Source organism: Pseudomonas sp. 10(2024) (assembly GCF_045164175.1).
Classification (GTDB): Bacteria; Pseudomonadota; Gammaproteobacteria; order Pseudomonadales; family Pseudomonadaceae; genus Aquipseudomonas; species Aquipseudomonas alloputida.
Genome location: NZ_CP174006.1, coordinates 1,272,021 through 1,290,457 on the forward strand (window position 1 = coordinate 1,272,021; position 18,437 = coordinate 1,290,457).

General features: G+C 62.8%; 18 protein-coding genes. 8 read left to right on the top strand and 10 right to left on the bottom strand.

Translation table 11 applies throughout. The features are described 5' to 3' along the window. Nucleotides 1–40: 40 nt before the first annotated feature. The 5 genes from ACI7M0_RS05740 to ACI7M0_RS05760 form a co-directional block, all read right to left on the bottom strand. Nucleotides 41–1,156, bottom strand: coding sequence for a succinylglutamate desuccinylase/aspartoacylase family protein (locus ACI7M0_RS05740; protein ID WP_129932471.1), 1,116 nt, complete (start codon nucleotides 1,154–1,156; stop codon nucleotides 41–43). 113 nt (nucleotides 1,157–1,269) lie between these two features. After that, nucleotides 1,270–2,928, bottom strand: coding sequence for an ATP-dependent DNA ligase (locus ACI7M0_RS05745; RefSeq protein WP_129932470.1), 1,659 nt, complete (start codon nucleotides 2,926–2,928; stop codon nucleotides 1,270–1,272). Next, nucleotides 2,925–3,941 carry a ligase-associated DNA damage response exonuclease gene (locus tag ACI7M0_RS05750; protein WP_020191305.1) on the bottom strand — a complete coding sequence of 339 codons (1,017 nt, stop codon included), beginning with the start codon at nucleotides 3,939–3,941 and terminating at the stop codon, nucleotides 2,925–2,927. Before ACI7M0_RS05750 ends, ACI7M0_RS05745 begins: the two co-directional genes overlap by 4 nt. Before the next feature lie 124 nt (nucleotides 3,942–4,065). Then, entirely contained in the window at nucleotides 4,066–6,507 is a 2,442-nt protein-coding gene (locus tag ACI7M0_RS05755) for a penicillin acylase family protein (RefSeq protein ID WP_129932469.1), read from the bottom strand. Nucleotides 6,508–6,610: 103 nt separating this feature from the next. Continuing rightward, nucleotides 6,611–7,951 (bottom strand): PLP-dependent aminotransferase family protein, encoded by a 1,341-nt coding sequence (locus ACI7M0_RS05760; RefSeq protein WP_010952272.1) that lies wholly within the window; start codon nucleotides 7,949–7,951, stop codon nucleotides 6,611–6,613. Between the two features lie 172 nt (nucleotides 7,952–8,123). On the opposite strand from ACI7M0_RS05760, the gene ACI7M0_RS05765 reads away from it, so the two are divergent. From ACI7M0_RS05765 to ACI7M0_RS05780, 4 genes are read left to right on the top strand one after another with little or no spacing between them, the layout of a single operon-like run. Continuing rightward, nucleotides 8,124–8,837 carry a serine O-acetyltransferase gene (locus ACI7M0_RS05765; protein WP_177409993.1) on the top strand — a complete coding sequence of 238 codons (714 nt, stop codon included), beginning with the start codon at nucleotides 8,124–8,126 and terminating at the stop codon, nucleotides 8,835–8,837. Then, nucleotides 8,834–9,622 (top strand): alanyl-tRNA editing protein, encoded by a 789-nt coding sequence (locus ACI7M0_RS05770; protein ID WP_010952274.1) that lies wholly within the window; start codon nucleotides 8,834–8,836, stop codon nucleotides 9,620–9,622. Before ACI7M0_RS05765 ends, ACI7M0_RS05770 begins: the two co-directional genes overlap by 4 nt. Then, on the top strand, nucleotides 9,619–10,830 hold the full coding sequence (locus ACI7M0_RS05775) for an MFS transporter (protein WP_129932468.1): 1,212 nt from the start codon (nucleotides 9,619–9,621) through the stop codon (nucleotides 10,828–10,830). The genes ACI7M0_RS05770 and ACI7M0_RS05775 overlap by 4 nt, the downstream gene beginning before the upstream one ends. Next, on the top strand, nucleotides 10,827–11,729 hold the full coding sequence (locus ACI7M0_RS05780; protein ID WP_129932467.1) for a pyridoxal-phosphate dependent enzyme: 903 nt from the start codon (nucleotides 10,827–10,829) through the stop codon (nucleotides 11,727–11,729). The genes ACI7M0_RS05775 and ACI7M0_RS05780 overlap by 4 nt, the downstream gene beginning before the upstream one ends. A 163-nt stretch (nucleotides 11,730–11,892) precedes the next feature. Here ACI7M0_RS05780 and ACI7M0_RS05785 read toward each other — a convergent pair whose 3' ends face one another. From ACI7M0_RS05785 to ACI7M0_RS05800, 4 genes are read right to left on the bottom strand one after another with little or no spacing between them, the layout of a single operon-like run. Next, nucleotides 11,893–12,090 carry an SEC-C metal-binding domain-containing protein gene (locus ACI7M0_RS05785; protein WP_003254900.1) on the bottom strand — a complete coding sequence of 66 codons (198 nt, stop codon included), beginning with the start codon at nucleotides 12,088–12,090 and terminating at the stop codon, nucleotides 11,893–11,895. Between the two features lie 7 nt (nucleotides 12,091–12,097). After that, a complete protein-coding gene (locus ACI7M0_RS05790) occupies nucleotides 12,098–12,571 on the bottom strand; it encodes an LEA type 2 family protein (RefSeq protein ID WP_020191309.1) in 474 nt (157 codons plus the stop codon). A 2-nt stretch (nucleotides 12,572–12,573) separates the two neighbouring features. Then, nucleotides 12,574–13,050: a YchJ family protein gene (locus tag ACI7M0_RS05795; protein ID WP_029615445.1), complete on the bottom strand. Its 477-nt coding sequence runs from the start codon at nucleotides 13,048–13,050 to the stop codon at nucleotides 12,574–12,576. Between the two features lie 2 nt (nucleotides 13,051–13,052). Next, nucleotides 13,053–13,547, bottom strand: coding sequence for a DUF6231 family protein (locus ACI7M0_RS05800; RefSeq protein ID WP_129932466.1), 495 nt, complete (start codon nucleotides 13,545–13,547; stop codon nucleotides 13,053–13,055). Between the two features lie 159 nt (nucleotides 13,548–13,706). Here ACI7M0_RS05800 and ACI7M0_RS05805 point away from each other — a divergent pair, with 159 nt between their 5' ends. From ACI7M0_RS05805 to ACI7M0_RS05815, 3 genes are all read left to right on the top strand, one after another. After that, a complete protein-coding gene (locus ACI7M0_RS05805) occupies nucleotides 13,707–14,399 on the top strand; it encodes an OmpA family protein (protein WP_010952284.1) in 693 nt (230 codons plus the stop codon). A gap of 89 nt (nucleotides 14,400–14,488) precedes the next feature. Then, on the top strand, nucleotides 14,489–15,208 hold the full coding sequence (locus ACI7M0_RS05810; RefSeq protein WP_049588526.1) for an OmpA family protein: 720 nt from the start codon (nucleotides 14,489–14,491) through the stop codon (nucleotides 15,206–15,208). A gap of 98 nt (nucleotides 15,209–15,306) precedes the next feature. Then, a complete protein-coding gene (locus tag ACI7M0_RS05815; protein WP_003254892.1) occupies nucleotides 15,307–15,582 on the top strand; it encodes a DUF1145 domain-containing protein in 276 nt (91 codons plus the stop codon). Between the two features lie 121 nt (nucleotides 15,583–15,703). Here the strand turns inward: ACI7M0_RS05815 and ACI7M0_RS05820 are convergent, their stop codons facing one another. Continuing rightward, on the bottom strand, nucleotides 15,704–16,168 hold the full coding sequence (locus ACI7M0_RS05820; protein ID WP_021785832.1) for a CopD family protein: 465 nt from the start codon (nucleotides 16,166–16,168) through the stop codon (nucleotides 15,704–15,706). Nucleotides 16,169–16,266: 98 nt separating this feature from the next. On the opposite strand from ACI7M0_RS05820, the gene dinG reads away from it, so the two are divergent. After that, the gene (dinG, locus tag ACI7M0_RS05825; RefSeq protein ID WP_129932465.1) at nucleotides 16,267–18,411 is read left to right on the top strand and encodes an ATP-dependent DNA helicase DinG; all 2,145 of its coding nucleotides are present in this window, start codon (nucleotides 16,267–16,269) and stop codon (nucleotides 18,409–18,411) included. Nucleotides 18,412–18,437: the final 26 nt, after the last annotated feature.

The following is an 18,437-nucleotide window of genomic DNA, read 5'->3' on the forward strand; positions in this document are numbered from 1 at the left end:
CTTCTACAGACCACTTGCCGGCTGCAATGGTTTTACCGGATCAATTGGCCAACAGGTAGCCGCTGCGGCATACCTGTTCGCCGGCCACATGGGCGATGACCATGCCAGCGGTGGCCATGCGCCGGACGCTACGCGCATACAGCAGCCCCGGCTGGCTGTTGCGCAGGGGGGTGACTCGGTCACTGAGTGGGTCGATGACTTCGGCGATCAGTTGGCCGGCCTCCAGGTGCTGGCCCGGTCTGGCGTGGTAAACCAGCAACCCACCCAGTGGCGTTGCCACAGGTTCCACCGCGGCCAACGGCGTGGCGTGGCGTAACAGCGCGGGCAGGGGGGCGCTGGTGCCTTCGATGACACCAGCGTGGGTCAGGAAGTCGAGGATCGCCTGGCAGTCCTTGCTGGCCAGATCATGGCTGACATCCGCCTGGCCACGAAGCTCCACGGTAACCGAGCAGCAGCCCAGCGGAATCGGGAAGCGTTTGCCGAAACGTTGCTGCAATTGCCACCAGACCAGGCTGAAACATTCATCGAACGACTGCCCGCCCGAGTCGGTTGCCAGCAGGCTGGCCTGGGCGCCCAGGTAACGGGCCAAGGGTTCGATCTGGGGCCAGGCATCGGGTGTGGTGTACAGGTGCTCGACTGCTTCGAAGTCGCAGTGCAGGTCCAGCACCATATCGGCATCGCAGGCCAGGCGCTGCAGTATCAGGCGCTGGGCTTGCAGGGGAGTGCGGACCGGGTGTGCGTCCAGGCCGCGGCGCAGGTATTCGCGGATCAGTGCGAGGTTGTGCGTCGGGTCCTGGGTGAGGTGTTCTTCGATCTGGTCGCCGATGCTATCCGACAGGTCGACGAAGTTGCGATTGAAGTTCTCGCCGCTTTGCAGTTCAAAACGCCCCAATGGTGAATCCAGCAGCACTTGCTCCAAGCCCACCGGGTTGGCCACCGGCACCAGTATGATCTCGCGCTGCAGTCGGCCTTGCTGTTCCAGCTCGGCCAGGCGGCGCTTGAGGTGCCAGGCTACCAGCATGCCCGGCAGTTCGTCGGCGTGCAGCGAGGCCTGGATATAGATTTTGCCACCACTGCGGGGGCCGAAGTGGAAGCTGTGCAGTTGGCGGGTGATCCCCGGTACGGGGGAGAGCAGGTCGTGGGTTGAATGGTGCATGTTGGTCCTGGCTGCGTGGCGAAAACGGTCTGCGACACGGGTCGGCTCAAAAATAGAAGCATAGTTTCAGCGAATGCGCCTCATCCTGCAGCAGTCGGGCATCGCAAACTTTTTCAGGCCAGTAGTGCCTGCAAGGTGGCCAGGTCATCTGCTTCTTCCACCGGCTTGTCCAGCCGCCAGCGCAGCATGCGCGGAAAGCGCACGGCAATACCGCTTTTGTGGCGCCGGGACAGGGCGATGCCTTCGAAGCCCACCTCGAACACCAACGTTGGAGTGACACTGCGCACCGGGCCGAACGTTTCCACCGTGGTCTTGCGGATGATGGCGTCGACCTTGCGCATTTCTTCGTCGCTGAGCCCTGAATAGGCCTTGGCAAAGGGCACCAACGCCCGACCAGGGGAACCTGCCGGTGCATCCCATACGGCAAAGGTGTAGTCGCTGTAAAGACTGGCCCTGCGGCCGTGGCCGCGTTGGGCATAGATCAGCACCGCATCGACGCTGAAAGGGTCGATCTTCCACTTCCACCAGATGCCCATGTCCTTGGTGCGCCCCACGCCGTACAGGGCCTCGCGCTGCTTCAGCATCAGCCCTTCCACGCCCAGGCTGCGTGACTGTTCGCGCTGGCGGGCAAGGTCGGCCCAGTCCGGGCCTTGCAGCAGAGGCGACAACAGCACGGGGGCAAGTGGGTGTTCATCCACCAGGCGTTCCAGCTGGCTTCGGCGTTCGTGTTGCGGTCGGCTGCGCCAGTCCTCGCCCTGCCACTCCAGCAGGTCGTAGGCCTGCAGCACCACCGGCGCATCGTTCAGCAGTTTTTTGCCCAGCGTTTTGCGACCGATACGCTGTTGCAGCAAGGCAAACGGCTGCACGGCCAGTTCAGCCTCGGTTTCACCAGGTTTCCAGACCAGGATCTCGCCGTCGAGCACCACGCCATCGGGCAACGTCTGTGCCAGACCATGCAGTTCGGGGAAACGCTCGGTAACCAGTTCTTCGCCGCGTGACCACACCCACAGCTGGCCATCGCGCTTCACCACTTGCGCCCGAATGCCATCCCACTTCCATTCGATTTGCCAATCGCTTGGTGGCCCGAGCAGGGTATCGAACTGATCGCTGGACACTTGCAGCGGATGGGCCAGGAAGAATGGGTAGGGCTGGCCGCCACGCTGGTTGTGTTCATCGGCGGACTCTGGGGCGATCAGCCTCTGGTAACTGGCTGCAGTCGGGCGATGGCCTATATCGGTGTAGCCGACCAGGCGCTGGGCCACGCGTTTGGCGTCCAGCCCGGCCAGTTGCGCCAGGGCGCGGGTGACCAACAGCTTTGACACGCCCACGCGAAAGCTGCCAGTGATCAGCTTCAGGCATAGCATCAGGCTGGCACGGTCCAACCGGGCCCAGAGCGGCGGCAGGCGCTGGCGGACTTGCTCAGGCGTCAGCCCGCGCAGGGGCAGCAAGTGCTGTTCCACCCAGGTGGCCAGGCCTTCCTCGTTGCCATCGGCGTGCAGCGGCAGCAGCAGCGAAATGGTCTCGGCCAGGTCGCCCACGGCCTGATAGCTTTCTTCGAAAAGCCAGTCCGGCAGGCCAGCCAGCGTCGTCGCCAGTTCGCGTAGAAGGCGGGTGGGCACCAGCTGGCGTGGGCGCCCGCCGGCCAGGAAATACACCGCCCAGGCAGCATCGTCGGCGGGCGCCATGTCGAAGTAGTCGCGCAGTGCCTCGAGCTTGGCATTGCTGGAGGTGGTCGCGTCCAGGCGCAGGAACAGCGTAGCGAAGGCTTTCATGGCGAGGGGGCGGTGTTGGGCACATCGTCTTCGTCGCCATACTCGGTGACGAAGGCGCGGGCATCCAGGCCTTGTTCGGTGAGGTAGCGCACCAGTACCTCGACCGAGCCGTGGGTGACCATCACCCGTTGGGCACCGGTCTGGCCAATGGCCCAGAGCAGGCCAGGCCAGTCGGCGTGGTCGGACAGCACAAAGCCCCGGTCCACGCCGCGCCGCCGGCGGGCGCCGCGTAGCAGCATCCAGCCGCTGGCGAAGGCATCACTGTAATCGCCAAAACGGCGCATCCAGCTACTGCCGCCGGCTGACGGGGGCGCCAGGACCAGTGCCTGGCGCAGCAGTGGATCGTTGCGCGGAATATCGCCTGCGTAGCGGGTTTCCGGCAGGCGGATGCCGGCATCCCGGTACACCCGGTTGAGCGGCTCCATGGCGCCATGCACGAGGATCGGGCCGATGCTGGCATCCAGCCCATGCAGAATCCGCTGGGCCTTTCCGAAGGCATAGCAGAACAGCACGCTGGCCTTGCCCTGTTCACTGTTGGCCCGCCACCAGGCATTGATGCTGGCGAAAATCTCGCTCTGGCTTGGCCAGCGGTAGATCGGCAGGCCGAAGGTCGACTCGGTGATGAAGGTGTGGCACGCCACCGGTTCGAAGGGCGTACAGGTGCCATCGGGTTCTACCTTGTAGTCACCGGATGCAACCCAGACTTCACCTCGATACTCCAGGCGCACCTGTGCCGAACCCAGCACGTGCCCGGCCGGGTGCAGGCTCAACGTCACGCCGTGGTGCAGCAGGCGCTCACCGTAGGGCAGGGTCTGCAAATTGATGTCCTGGCCCAGGCGGCTGCGCAGAATGCCGGCACCGGGGCTGGCGGTCAGATAATGGCCATTGCCGGTGCGTGCGTGGTCGCCGTGGCCATGGGTAATGACAGCCCGGTCCACGGGCCGCCAGGGGTCGATGTAGAAATCTCCGGGCGGGCAGTACAGGCCTTCGGGGCGGGCGATGACGAGGTCCATGGCACGGGCACTGGTTCTGGGGTTACCCGTTAAGAGGCATGGTGCTGGACGTTAGTTCGGATGGATTTGGGAGGGAGCTGCTGAAAAAAGTTCATCAAGCCCCCTCATGCGCCCCTGAACGCCGTTACCGCCCCGGCACCAACGTAAGCCGCTGGTTGCCATACGCCCTGCCGAAGTTCTGCTGTTGCAGTGGCAGGCTCATGAAGCGCCCTTTGAACCAGGCATCCAGCCCATCGCGGTAATGCGCGCTGGCCGGGTTGCCGGACTGGCCGCTGCTGGTCAGTATCTGCAACGGTTCGGCCTGGCCGAAGTCGACGATCATCCGTGCCGAGGCTGGCAGACGCGTGTCGAAGTCGCTGCCCCAGGCGAATGGTGTGAGGGCCAGGGTAGTGAAGTCGCCGCCTGCGGCAAGCGGCGCACGGCTGATCGCATCACCCAGGCCATGGTAAGCCGGTGCCGGCCAGCGGTACTGGTGCAGCTTGCCCCACTGCCAGGTGCGTCGGTCGGCCCCCAGCTGTGCGATACCGGCCTCCATTGCGCCCGCCAGGCTGCGGGCGAGGATGGCGGGCTTGTCTTCTTTTTGCGGCGTGTTGCGATCATCCCAGAAGGGGCTGTCATCGCGGCCCAGCAGATGATCGGCCTGCGCCGAGAACGACAAACGTGCATTGCTGACGAATGCCTGCCAGGCCGGGCCGGACTCCGGGCCCAGGTCATCGAGGAAGGTCTGTCGAGCGACCTCCTGCAGGAACAACTCGTACAGCGCGGCATCTGCCGACACCGGGCTCAGGCGGCCATCGAAGGCCTTGAGCCGGGCCAGCGTGTCGCGGGCCTTGTCGCGCTGCCCGGCGGGGAGGGCGTCGATCGCCTGCTTCAGTGGCTGGGCCATGCCGGGTGCGTCGAACATCTGCTTGAGCTTGTTGGCCAGCAAGGTCACCTGGTCGTTCTGCAGGGCCATCAGGCTGCGACTGTCGTGGCGACCGTTGCCGGCCAGCTGTGCCAGGCGTTCGGCACGCTCGGGGTAGTACCAGGTGCTGGACAGCTGCATGCCATAGCCGCGCGGCAGGCTGCGCTGGTTGGCATGGCCGATCCAGCCCGCGGGTGGGTCCTGGTCGTACGGGTGCAGCATCGGGTCGGCATAGCCGTCCCAGTCGTAACGCCCGTCCCAGCCCGGCGAGGGCAGCAGGCCCTGGCCTTCGCGGCGATTGGGGTAGCGGCCACTGACTTGCCAGCCGATGTGCTCAGGCTCGGCGAAAACGAAGTTGACGGCAGCAGCAGTCACCTCACGTGTGCTGTCGAAGGCCCGCTCCACGTTCTTGGCCCGCGTCAGGTCGAACAGGGCATCCAGGCTGCGATCACCTTTGAACTGTGGCAGGTTCAGCGCAAGGCCCAGGCTGGCATTTTCTGGCTGGGTCAGCAGGGTGCCGTGGCGGGTGTCGTACATCACTTCGCGCACGGGGCGTTGGCCACGTACAAAGTAGGTTTCGCTGCGGGCGCGGGCCGGCAGCCATTTACCATCGGCCAGGTAGCTCAGCTGATTGCCTTGGCGGCGCAGCTGCTCGAGGAACAGGTCCTGATTGTCGGCCATGACCGCGCTGCTGCTCCAGGCCAGCTTGCCATTGTAGCCGGCCAGCACAATTGGCAGGCCCGGCAAGGACAGGCCGGCAACCTGATACTTGCTGGTATTGATTTGTACCGGGCTCAAGGCCCAGGCGGCGCGGCTGTCGCTGGCCAGCAGGCTCTTGCCGCTGCGGCTGCGCTGCGGGCCCAGGGCCAGGTTGGCCGACCCCGGGCTACCGAGCAGGTCGAGGTCGGCGAGCTTCTGGCTGGCAGCCGCCAGGGCTGCCAGCCCCGGCAACTGGCTGGCCAGGTTCAGGCCCTTGAGCTTGTCCACTTCCATTTCGGCCAACGGCTCGTCCGGGGCCCCGGGCAGCAACCAGGCCAGCTTGTCGCTACCGGCTTTTTGCGCCAGGGGCAGGGCGCTGAGTTCCTCTTGCAGGTTGACCGACTGGCTGAACGCGTACAGGCAGAAGATCAGCGCCGAGTCTTCAGGCTTCCAGTATTCGGGGCGATAGCCACTACTGGCCAGGCCTGCTGGCAGCTTGTCGCGGTAGCGGAACAGGTAGGCGTTGACCCCGCGCGCGTACACTTCGAAGAAGCGCTTGAGCCGTGGCGATGCGTCGGCGTATTGCTGGGCGGCACTCTGCTTGAGGTTGGCGGCGCGCATGAGGCGGTCGATATCCAGCGCCTCGCTGCCGGCCAGTTCGGCCAGGCGGCCCTGGGCGAGCAGGCGCATGGCGACCATCTGTTCGATGCGGTCACCGGCGTGCACATAGCCCAGGCTGAACAGCGCATCATGGAAGCTGCTGCTTTCGATCAGCGGCGCGCCCATGGCATTGCGCCGTACCGAAACATTCTGTGCCAGGCCTTTGAGCGGCTGCACGCCGCTGGTCGGTGGCACGCTGTCCTGATAGCCGCCCGTCTGGCAGCCGGCCAGCCCGAGCATGCCGAGCAGGGTGGCAGCGGTTGCGAACCGCAGGCGGAAGGGAGGAAAGGCGGGGGCGGCCATGGCAAGGGCTCCTGCAAGGCGAGGCTGGTTTGGAAAGGCGCTAAGGTAGTAAGCGCGCAGGCGCCGTGCAAGGTCCCAGGTCGGTTTATTTGATTGCGCCGGGTTAAACCTCGAAGTGCTCGGCCAAGGCGTCGGAAAAATGCGTGCAATTGATGCGCGTGTAGCGTTGGTAGTCACGGCTCACCGCGAATGCAGAGCCGGGCATCAGCAGGATCTTGTGTTGCTCCAGTTTACGCACGAAAGGTTGCAGGTCGGGCAGGTCCGGGTGGTATACCCAGAGGAACATACCCCCTTGCGGTGCGATGTCGAACTGCCAGCCGCGCTCGAGCAGCAAGCGTTGGGTTTGCACTTGCTGGCGGATCAGGCGCTGCTGCACGTCTTTCATGTGCCGGGCATAAGTGCCATCCGACAATATGGTGTTGACGAAGCGTTCGCAAAACGCGGGGACAGCGACGCAGGTCAGCAGTTTAAGGCGTGTGAGCGGCTCGATCAGGTCTTGCGAGCAGGCAATGAACCCTACGCGCAGCGAGGCCGACAGGCATTTGGAGAAGCTGCCGATGTAGATAACCCGGTCAAGGTTGTCCAGCTCGGCAAAGGTCTGGCGCACAGCAGGGCTGAAGTCCCCGTAAACGTCGTCCTCGACCACGAAGAACTCGTGCTCCACCGCCAGGCGCAGGACGCTGAAGGCGTTGTGCGGGCTGATGTTGCTGCCGGTCGGGTTGTGGAAGGTGCTGTTGCAGAAAAACGCCTTGACCTTGTGCCTGGCCAGGTGGCTTCTCATTTCTTCCACGTCCGGCCCGTCCTGGGTCCGCCGAATGCCGACGACGTGTCCGCCAGCCAGTTGGATCAGCTTGATCAGGTTGCCGTTGCCCGGCTCGTCGACGAACACGTGGTCGCCCGGTTTGATCAGCAACCGTGCAACCAGGTCCAGGCCTTGCGTGGCCCCCAGTGTGGTCAGCAACTGGTTGGGGCGGACTTCGACACGGGTTAGCCGTTTCATGTGCACGCAGAGCTGTTTGCGCATGGGCAGGTACCCCTGGATGTCGCCGTACTCTGCCAGCGAGCTCTGCTCCAGCCGCGCCGTGCGACGAATCGCCTTGGCCAGCAGTTCGGTGTCGCGCCACGCTGGGGGCAGCCAGCCGCTGCCCAGCTTGGTGAAGTGCTGGCCGCCCTGCAGCAGCCGGAACAGCGGGTCGCCGGCCATGCATTCGGGTTCGTGGATCACGCTGGTTTGCCGGGCGCGGTTTGCCACGAAGTAGCCTCGCCCAGGTGATGCCGTCAACACACCTTCGCTGACCAGCTGGGCGTAGGCCGACACGACGTCGTGGTAACTGAAGTCCACTGCAGCGGTCAGCTTGCGGATGGAGGGCATGCGTTGCCCGGGCAACCACTCGCCTGCATCCAGGCGTTGTTTCAAAAGGTGATGAAGGCTGCAGGGGATCATGGCAGGTCCGAAACCGTTAGAAAAAAAAGCCTAACAGTTAACGGAAATGCTTGTCGACTGTTCGTTTGCAAATGGCCAGCACATGCCAATATCCCTGTGTCGGAACTTTCGGCTGCCAACAAAGGCGGCACTTTTAGCGTCTGTGCAGACCAGACAACTGGATATCAAGCCCATGCACCCTATGGACATGCAATCAGCCGTCATTGCCAGGCTTCCTGTCCCTGACGAACTGGAGTCATTCAAAGTTGTAAAGAATCTTGTGACCTCGGCGTTATTGGAGTGTTGTTCAGTCGTCGAGTTCGAAGCACTGAAAGAAACAATGGTCATAGAACATGTGACTGAACAGGCACATGCCGATTTACAGGCATTTGCCATGAAGGATCCGGCTGCCGGCCGCGACCTGGTATTCATTGCAAAAACCTACACCTCTTATTCTGCGGTTTTGCATTATCGGCTTGCCCATTGGATTTACAACAATAGCGCCGCGACCTACGGCGCCGGCGGTCAATGCCTGGCCGCCATGATCTCCAGGCGCGGAAAAATGCTTTCGGGGGCGGAGATCCATTTCCGCAGCCGCATTGGTGCGCGCTTCATCATCGATCACGGCATGGGCACCGTCATTGGTGAAACGTCGACCATTGGTGACGATTGCTACGTGCTTGGCGGCGTAACCCTGGGCGCCCGCGGTATCAGTGACAACCCCTCGAGCCCCAGGCATCCGACGTTGGGTAACCGGGTGCAGATCGGCGCTTTCGCCAGTGTGCTGGGCGCAATTCATGTCGGTGACGGTGCGTTTATCGGGCCGGGCTGCATTGTTACCAAAGACGTCCCGGCCGCTGCCCGGGTACAGGTTAAAACATCATTGCAGGTGGTATTGGAATCATGAACGCTCTGAACTATGAAGTTTTAAGAAATACCGAGAAACTGTATTACAAAGACCAGTATTTGGCGGGCGCGAATACGCAAGTAGCGCGGGTGCACAGTGACGGCATCGAGTTGCTGAGTACGGTGGCCTATCCAGAAGGAGGCGGCCAGGAAGCTGACTTCGGCACCATTGAATTACCGGTGGGTACCGTGCGATTCGTCTGGGTTAAAAAACTCTACGGTAGCCCTATTCGCCTGGAAGGTTTCAAAGGTGGAAAACTGGGCGGCATCATTATTCACAGCCTGCACCCTGATGATTTGCACTTGCTGGATGAAGTCACGGTAGGCATGCCGGCCCGCGTCACTATCGATATCGAACGGCGCGAACGGCTGACGTTGTCTCACAGTGCCAGCCACTTTCTGTATGCCGCCGCCATCGGGCTGCGTGAAGAATTGAAGCAATGGACTATCGGCTGCCATATCAAGGAGGACACGGCACGTTTCGACTTCCTGGTCGAGGACGCGTTCACGGCTGAAGACGTACTTGAAATAGAACGACGGGCGAATGAACTGATCGGCTGCGATGCGCCCATCGAGCACTACGCGGTTCAAGGCCTGGAAGACGCGCGTTTGTGGACCTACAACGGCATCGAAATCCCGTGCGGTGGCACGCACCTCGATTCGCCTCGGCGCATCGGGCGCCTTGGCGTCAAGCGCAAACGCCTGGGTAAAGGCAAGGAACGGCTGATCTGCGTGTTCCCCGAGGCCGAAATCGACCTGTCCACTTATCACGAGCACGCATTATGAACAGCACGTTACCGCGGCGCACGTACCTGTACTTCACGGCGCAGTCGATCAACCTGACGACTGCCGTGATGTCGGTGACGATGGCGGCCATTGTCGGGGCTGCGCTGGCGCCTGATGCCGCATGGTCCACGGTGCCGTACGGGTTCCAGTTTCTGTGCCTGATGCTGGCAACTTATCCAGTCTCCAGGCTGATGAGCCGTATCGGCCGTAAAAAGGCGTTCATGCTGGGCGCGATTCCCCTGGCGCTGTCTGGCGTCAGCGGCTTTCTGGCGGTGGAGCACCAGCATTTTCCAACGCTGGTCCTCAGCCACTCTGCATTGGGTGTGTACATCGCGTTCGCCAACTTCAACCGGTTCGCGGCAACCGACAATCTTTCCCAGGCCTTGAAGCCCAAGGCGCTTTCGCTGGTCGTGGCGGGCGGGGTCATCGCGGCTGTCGTCGGGCCGACGCTTACCGAGTGGCTGCGTGACGTGGGTGGCTATCCACTGTTTTCGCTGTGTTATGCCGCGTTTGTCGGCCTGGCGTTGCTTTCATTGTTGATTGCGCTGTGCCTGCCCAACGATTCCGGTATGGCCAGCGCGGTCAACAGCGCAGCAAAGCCGGCCAGTGTCCGTGCCGAGCCGGCAGGCCCGAGCGTGGTTGTGGCAATGGCTGTCGCTGCCCTGGGCTACGGGATCATGAACCTGCTGATGATCCAGGCCTCGATGCACATGAAACACATGCACGAGGACTTCACTGACGTCCGTCTGGCGATCCAGTGGCATGTGATTGCCATGTTTGCCCCGTCGTTCTTCACCGGCGCCATCATCCAGCGGCTGGGTATCAAGACCACCATTTGCGCGGGCCTGGCCCTGTTGATCGGTTGCTCAGCGATGAATATCTGGTCGCACAGCTACGCCATGATGACCCTGGCACTGATTGCCCTCGGGCTGGGCTGGAACCTCACTTACGTAGGCGGAGGCGCCTTGCTGGCCCAGTCACTGCAGAACAGCCCGGCAGCGATGCAGATGCAGGGTAAAAACGACCTGGCCATTGCCATTTTTGCCACCCTCGGCGCATTCAGCCCTTCGCTGTTGCTCAGCTCGGTCGGCTGGGACGGTACCAACGCCATCTGCATGGTCCTCTGCCTGGGGCTGCTGGTTGCCACTGCCGGCCTGCTGCAGAACAAGGTCGGCCTGCAAACTTCAATGGAAGGTAGCCGCAAATGAGCGAGCTCATCAGTGTCAGCGATCGTATCTACACCAAGCTGGAAATGAACAATCCGGGCGGTAGCCACAAATATCGGGCGGCGCGGCGGATCGTCGAACATGCCGTGCGCAAGGGTGAGATCATTCCCGGGGTGACGACCGTCATCGAAAAAACCGGTGGCAGCTTCGGTTTTGGCTTGCTGGCGGCCTGCCACAAGTACCAGGTCGCCGTAGAGCTGGCGGTCGGGCTGAGCTTCAGCCAGACCAAGCGGGATCTGCTGGAGTGTTTCGGTGCCCGACTGATCGGCAAGGAAATGCTGATGGCCGGTGCCACACCCAAGGACGTGGTGATGCATCACCTGGATAACCAGGCCGCGCTGGGCAAGTCATACTTCTACACCGACCAGTTCAACAACCCGGTGGGCATCGAGGCACATCGTTATCAGACCGCCAGCGAACTGGCCGTGCAACTGAGCAACGCCGGGGCAGGACGGCAGATCCTGTTCGTGGGCTGTGCGGGTACTGGCGCCAGTTTCACGGGTATCACCCTGGGGCTGAAGGACCATGGCTTCGACGTGTCGACGGTACTGGTCGATCCCAATGGCTGCGATTCGAGGGCTGGCGTGTTCGCCGATCATCGTTTTGAAGGCATGGCCGTGGGCGTTTGCCCGCCGTTCATGGACTGGTCGCTGGTGGACGAGCGGGCCCAGGTGCAACATGCAGAAATGCTGGCCGCACAGCGCTGGTTCTACATGCAGAGTGGCATTTTCGTCGGTAATACAGCCGCTGCCTGCCTGGCGGTTGCCCAGCGCATGGCCCAGCACCCGCGGTATGTCGAGACCACCCTGGTGACCATCGCCTATGATGCCGGCCTCTGGTACCAGGACCTGTTGGGGGCAAACCGGCGAAAGGCCGCGTAGCCACCTGTGTCAGGCTCATGATCCAGAGGCTGGCACGGAAACTGTGCGGGCGAGCCCGCGAAGCAGGCGACGCGGTGGATGGCACGGGCTTCGCCCGTGTTCGCGGGCGCGCCCGCTCCCACAGTGTTCGAGCCATCTCTCAGATTTTTATCGCGTCAGTCGATCAGGCGCCGTGGCACTTCTTGTACTTCTTCTCGCTACCGCACGGGCACGGGTCGTTACGGCCAACGTCCTTCAGGGCGTTGCGTACCGGCTCCTGGTGGCCGTGGTTGCAGTGCGGGCCGTGTACATGGCCGTGGTCGTGGTGGTGATCATGGTCATGGTTGCAGTCAGGGCCATGAACGTGGGGTTGTTGGGACATTGCAGGGTTACTCCGGTATGTAATCGTCGGGGATTATCTCACCACTGCGCGAGATGTGCAGGTCCCGATGGATGAGCAACCCGGTCGCCAGTTCGCCCTGCAGGGAGTAACGCAGCGGCTGCTTGCTTCTGAGCAGCTTGGCCAGTGGCTTCAGGTGCTGCCACAGGTTGGTTCGTGCGGTGATCTTGAAAGTGCGCCGTGCATGCCCGCCCACGCTGCGCCATACGCTGGCTTCATCCTGCACCAGTAGCAGGTCATTGAGGCGTATTGCATACGACACGTTGCGAATGAACAGGCGGCTGTCATTGGGGTTGTCGACCCGCAGGTGCAACACGAACTCCTGTTCCAGTAACCTGGCCTTGACCGTTTCGACCTCGACCAGATGCACTTCGGGCTCGCGCCAGTCCTCGCCCCAACTGGCACAGCCCGTCAGCCATGCCAGCAGCGCACCGAGCAGTAGCAGACGGGTGCGCTTGATCATGTTCAGCTCCCTACGTAGCTGGCGCAGCATTTCTTGAATTTGTGCCCACTGGCGCAGGGGCAGGGGTCGTTGCGCCCGGCCTTCAGCCCGACCGTTGGGTCGATGAAGTACCAGCGACCGGCATGCTGGACGAAGGCCGAGCGTTCGCGGTGCTGATGATCGCCGTCTTGGTCGTGCCAGCGCGCGGTGAAGGTGACGAAGCTGTGCTCGGGTTGGCCGCCCAGCACTTCTGCGCTTTCCACCTCCAGGCCCAGCCAGGTGCTCTGTGCACTCCAGTCGGCCATGGCAGCACGGTCCAGGCCGGCTTGCTGGGCCGGTAGGGTGGTGGCTACCAGGTAGTCGACCAGGCCCAGCACGTAGGCACTGTAGCGTGAGCGCATCAGGGCCTGGGCATCCGGTGCCGGGGTACCGGCATGGTAATGCCCGCAGCAGGCGTCAAGCAGGTTGCCACTGCCACAAGGGCAGACCGAGACACTCATCATCACCACCAGTACTTGCCGAAGTTTTCAGGGTTGGCCCAGAACCTGGCATTGAGCCAGTCCGGGACCTGCTTATAGTCATGTAGATCATAGGTGAACAGGCTCAAAACCTGTTGGTCACGGCAGAATTTCTCGCTGGCCGACATGGCCAGGGCGAAAAAGTCGGTGTCCTGCCAGCCGCAGGCAGCCAGGTCGGCCAGCACTGCAACCCGGCTGGCATTGAGGTTGCGAATACCGCCGAGCAGCTCCAGGCCGGTGCGCCTGGGCAAGTGTTCCAGGCAGTCCACCAGTACCGCCAGGTCAAAGCGCTTGGCGGCCAGTTCGGCTGGCAGCGGGCCAGGGGCGGCGGTGTCGATGGTGACCTGGGGGTGTGCCTGGGCGAAGGCGTCCAGCGCCGGAAAGCGCGTACCTACCAGCAGCAGCCGTTGTGGAGTGAAGCGCTCGAGCAGGGCTGCCAGGGCCTGTTGCGGGGTGCGTTTGGAGAAACCTTCGGTCATTGCCATTCCTCGTTCAAGTCATCCAAGACTAGCGGGCTGCGGCGTGCGGGCAAAGAGGCATGTGACCGTGTCGTAGCTTATTGCTGGCAGGGTTGGAATGCGCGGTCTTTACTCCCAGAGATCGGCCTTATGCCGATTCCCCCTAGGAGAAGCAATGAAATGAGCATAGTACGCACAGCGTTACCCCTGGTACTGCTCACCAGTGTGTTGACTGGTTGTGCAGGTTTGCAAAAAACCGACTGGCCGAAATGTGCCGCCGTCGGGGGTGTAGGCGGCGCCGCCCTGGGCGCCATCGAAAGCTCCAGCTGGGCTGGCTGGGGTGCGTTGCTGGGCGGTGGCCTGGCGGCGGGCTATTGCTGGGCCCATGGCGATGGCGACGAGGATGGCGACGGCGTGCCAGACAGCCGTGACAAGTGCCCTGGCACCCCGCGTGGTGTGCAGGTCGATGCCAACGGATGCCCGCCTGAGCCGGTTGCGGTGGTCGAAGAAGTGGTGGTGCAGAAGGAAGAAGTCATTGTCATCCGCGACGTGCACTTCGAGTTCGATTCTGCGCGCCTGACTGCCAGTGACAAAGAGCGCCTCAATACCATTGCCACGCGCCTGAAGCAGGAAGCGCCCTCTGCCCGCCTTAGCGTCAGCGGCCATACCGACAGCGTCGGTTCCGACAGCTACAACCAGAAACTGTCCGAGCGCCGTGCCCATTCGGTGACCGATTACCTGGTCGAGAGCGGTGTACCGCGCAGTAGCTTCGTTTCGGTGGTCGGCGCGGGTGAAACCCAGCCGGTGGCAGACAACGCCACGGCCGAAGGGCGTGCCATGAACCGTCGTACCGAGATCAAGATCCAGCGGTAAGACGGCAGGCGCCCGTGCCTTGAGCAGTGGCACGGGCGCGTCTTCATGCCGGCCAGCCGTTTGTGGCCAATGACACAGGAGCATTCAGCATGAGTGTGACGTCGAAGGCGGCTTTGCCGCTGTTGGTGGCTGCCAGCCTGCTCACGGGCTGCGCTACGCACAGCGATGGCAGCGCGCCCCTCAATCAAAGGACCTGGCCCATCTGCAGCCTGCTGGGCGGCTTGGTCGGTGGTGGCCTTGGTGCCATCGAGAGTTCTTCCTGGGCTGCCGGTGGTGGCGCCTTGGGCGCCATCGCCGGCGGGCTGATTTGTTACGCCCAGGACGGTGACGAAGATGGTGACGGCATTTTCGACCGGCGCGATCACTGCCCCGAGACCCCGGCCAACACGGCGGTCGACCACATGGGTTGCCCACTGAAACAGTACCCGGCCGCGCCACCTGCCAGTGCACCCGAACCCTCGCCAGAGGTGATCACCCTCGATGACAACGGCGCGGTGATGTTCGCCTTCGACTCCGCCGAACTGACGCCGGCGGCCCAGCAACGCCTGCAAGGCCTCGTGGAGAAGCTCAATTCACCGACGGTGGCCAAGGTTCGTGTGATCGGGCACACCGACAGTGTGGGCTCCGACAGCTACAACCAGGCACTTTCCGAACGCCGCGCCAGCAGCGTTGCCGAGTACCTGATCGGCCAGGGTCTGGAGATGGGCAAGGTCACCAGCCAGGGCCGTGGGGAAAGCGAGCCGGTTACCGACAACGAAACCGAGGAGGGCCGTGCGCGCAACCGACGGGTGGAGCTGCACCTCAACTGAGTGGTGCTGGCGCCTGCCTCGGCATTGCCGTTAATGTTGTTCGCACAGTTTGCTCGATCAGGCCACCTCGACATGACAACCATCTATAGGGGCGTGGTATGAAGTTCATCCTGGGCCTGGGCAAGGTCCTGACGGTCGCTTTCTGGGGGGTGGTGCTGTTCAATCAGCTGATGCCACAACCCTTGCCCTTCAATCTGCTGATCAATGCCGCAGGCATCGTCTTGTTTGGCCTGCACCTGCTTGAAGTGCTGTTCTTCAATCGCAGCCTGCGCGGGCGCAGTCACCGTTGGTTTGACCGTTTGCAAATCCTGTTGACGGGAATCTTCCATGTCATGTCCATTCCCCGTCCGCGGGAGGCGCCGCGGGTGAACTGATCTTGCCGCGTACTAATTCTCGCTGCGATCCCTTGCAGGAGCGGACTTGCCCGCGAACACTGGCAACGCCGGTGCCATCCATCGTGGCACCTGCTTCACTGCTGTTTGCACGCAGCGCCTGTCAGATCACCAGCCGCGAACTGGCCACCGCAACCACGGCCAGCCCCAGCAGCAGATTGATACCCACCATCCGCCGAATGCGCCCGAGTACCGCCGCCCCCGTCGGCCAGTCCTCGGCCTGCACTGCTGCCTTCAATTCCGGCAGCAGCAACGCCTGAATGCGCATGAACAAGGCAAGCATGGCGATCCCGCCACCTATCATTACGTGCACGTACCGGGGCGCCGTTTCGAAACCGCTGAAGCGCATGTGCAACATGCCGATACCACTTATCGCCAAAATCGCCACCGCCAGCCAGACCCAGCCGAAGAAGCGTCGGAAAACTTCCACCCACAAGCGCAGACGGGCAGGCCCTTCAAGGGCTGCAACCGTTGCCGGGCGCAGCACCAGCCAGGCGAAGAACATGCCGCCGACCCATACGAGTGCGGCCAGAACATGCAGGGTGTAGGGCAGGGCAAAGGCGAGCATTCGGATCTCCATGCGGCAGAAAGGGCAATAGCGGGGTATGATAGCCGCCCCATGTGAAACACTGAAAATATATCCAGCCCTTCGGGCGCCTGCAGACCATGATCAGCAACGAACTCAAAGCCACTATCCAGGGCGCCTATTCGCGTTTTCTCGAAGCCAAGAGCCTCAAGCCGCGCTATGGCCAGCGCCTGATGATCGCCGAAGTGGCCAAGGTGCTTGGCGACATTGCCTGCGACGATGACGGCCGCCGCGCCGGCGAGCCTGCCGTGGTGGCCGTGGAAGCGGGCACCGGTACCGGCAAGACGGTAGCCTACAGCCTGGCAGCCATCCCGGCGGCCAAGGCCGCCGGCAAACGCCTGGTGATCGCCACGGCCACCGTGGCCCTGCAGGAACAGATCGTCTTCAAGGACCTGCCCGACCTGATGCGCAGCAGCGGCCTCAACTTCAGCTTCGCCCTGGCCAAGGGCCGTGGCCGCTATCTGTGCCTGTCCAAGCTCGACATCCTGTTGCAGGAAGGCCACGCCCAGTCAGCCACGGCTCAGTTGTTCGAGGAAGAAGGCTTCCGCATCGAAGTCGACGAGCGCAGCCAGAAGCTGTTCAACAGCATGATCGAGAAGCTTGCCGGCAACCGCTGGGACGGTGACCGTGACAGCTGGCCAGAGGCCCTGGAAGACCAGGACTGGGCACGCCTGACCACCGATCACAGCCAGTGCACCGGCCGCCACTGCCCCAACTTCCAGCAGTGCGTGTTCTACAAGGCCCGCGAAGGCATGGGCAAGGTCGATGTGATCGTCACCAACCACGACATGGTCCTGGCCGACCTGGCCCTGGGTGGCGGTGCGGTGTTACCCGACCCGCGCGATACCATGTACGTGTTCGACGAAGGCCATCATCTGCCAGACAAGGCGATCGGCCATTTCGCCCATTATTCGCGGCTGCGTTCCACCGCCGACTGGCTGGAGCAGACCGCCAAGAACCTGACCAAATTGCTGGCCCAGCATCCGCTGCCTGGCGACCTGGGCAAGTACATCGAGCAGGTGCCGGAGCTGGCGCGAGAAGTACGCACCCAGCAGCAGTTCATGTTCACCCTTTGTGAACAGGTGGCTGACTTCCGTCCCAGCGAGGACACCGAAGGCCGTGAGCGCCCGCGTTACCGTTTCGAGGGTGGGGTGGTGCCGGAGCAGATTCGTGAAGTGGGCATCGAACTGAAAAAGGGCTTTGCCCGCCTCAACGATTTGTTCACCCGCCTGGCTGACCTGCTCAAGGAAGGCATGGACGGCGAGGTCAATATCGGCATCGCCAGCCATCAGGCCGAAGAGTGGTATCCGCTGTTCGGCAGCCTGGTCACCCGTGCCCAGGGTAACTGGGAGCTGTGGACGGCCTTCACCGCCGAAGACCCGGAAGACAGCCCGCCCATGGCGCGCTGGCTGACCTTGGCCGAAAGTGGCGCGCTGTTCGACATCGAAGTCAACGCCAGCCCCATCCTCGCCGCCGATATGCTGCGGCGCAGCCTGTGGAGCGTGGCCCACGGCGCGCTGGTGACCTCGGCGACATTGACCGCGCTAGGCAAGTTCGACCGTTTTCGCATGCGTTCGGGGTTGCCGCGCGACGCAGTCACCTGCGTGGTGCCCAGCCCGTTCGTGCATGGCGATGCCGGCCTGTTGCGGGTCCCCGACCTGCAGGCCGACCCACGCGATGCAGCAGCGCACACCGCGGCGATCATCCGCGAACTGCCGAACATCGTCGAAGATGCCCGTGGCGCGCTGGTGTTGTTCTCGTCACGCAAGCAGATGCAGGATGTGTTTGACGGTCTGGACCGTGACTGGCGCAAGCTGGTGCTCATCCAGGGCAACCTTTCAAAGCAGGAAACACTGAACAAGCACAAGGCGCGGGTCGACGATGGCCAGCACAGCGTGCTGTTCGGCCTGGCCAGCTTTGCCGAGGGTGTCGACCTGCCGGGCGCGTATTGCGAGCACGTGGTCATCGCCAAGATTCCCTTTGCTGTGCCCGACGACCCGGTCGAAGCTGCGCTGGCCGAGTGGATCGAGGCACGTGGCGGCAACCCGTTCATGGAAATTGCCGTGCCTGACGCCTCGTTGAAGCTGATCCAGGCCTGCGGCCGCCTTCTGCGTACCGAGCAGGATCGCGGCGTTATCACCTTGCTTGACCGGCGCTTGGTCACGCAGCGCTACGGCAAGGCTATTCTCAATGCGCTGCCGCCGTTCCGGCGGGAAATTTCCTGACCGCCGGAGCACTTGCGCCGGCGCAT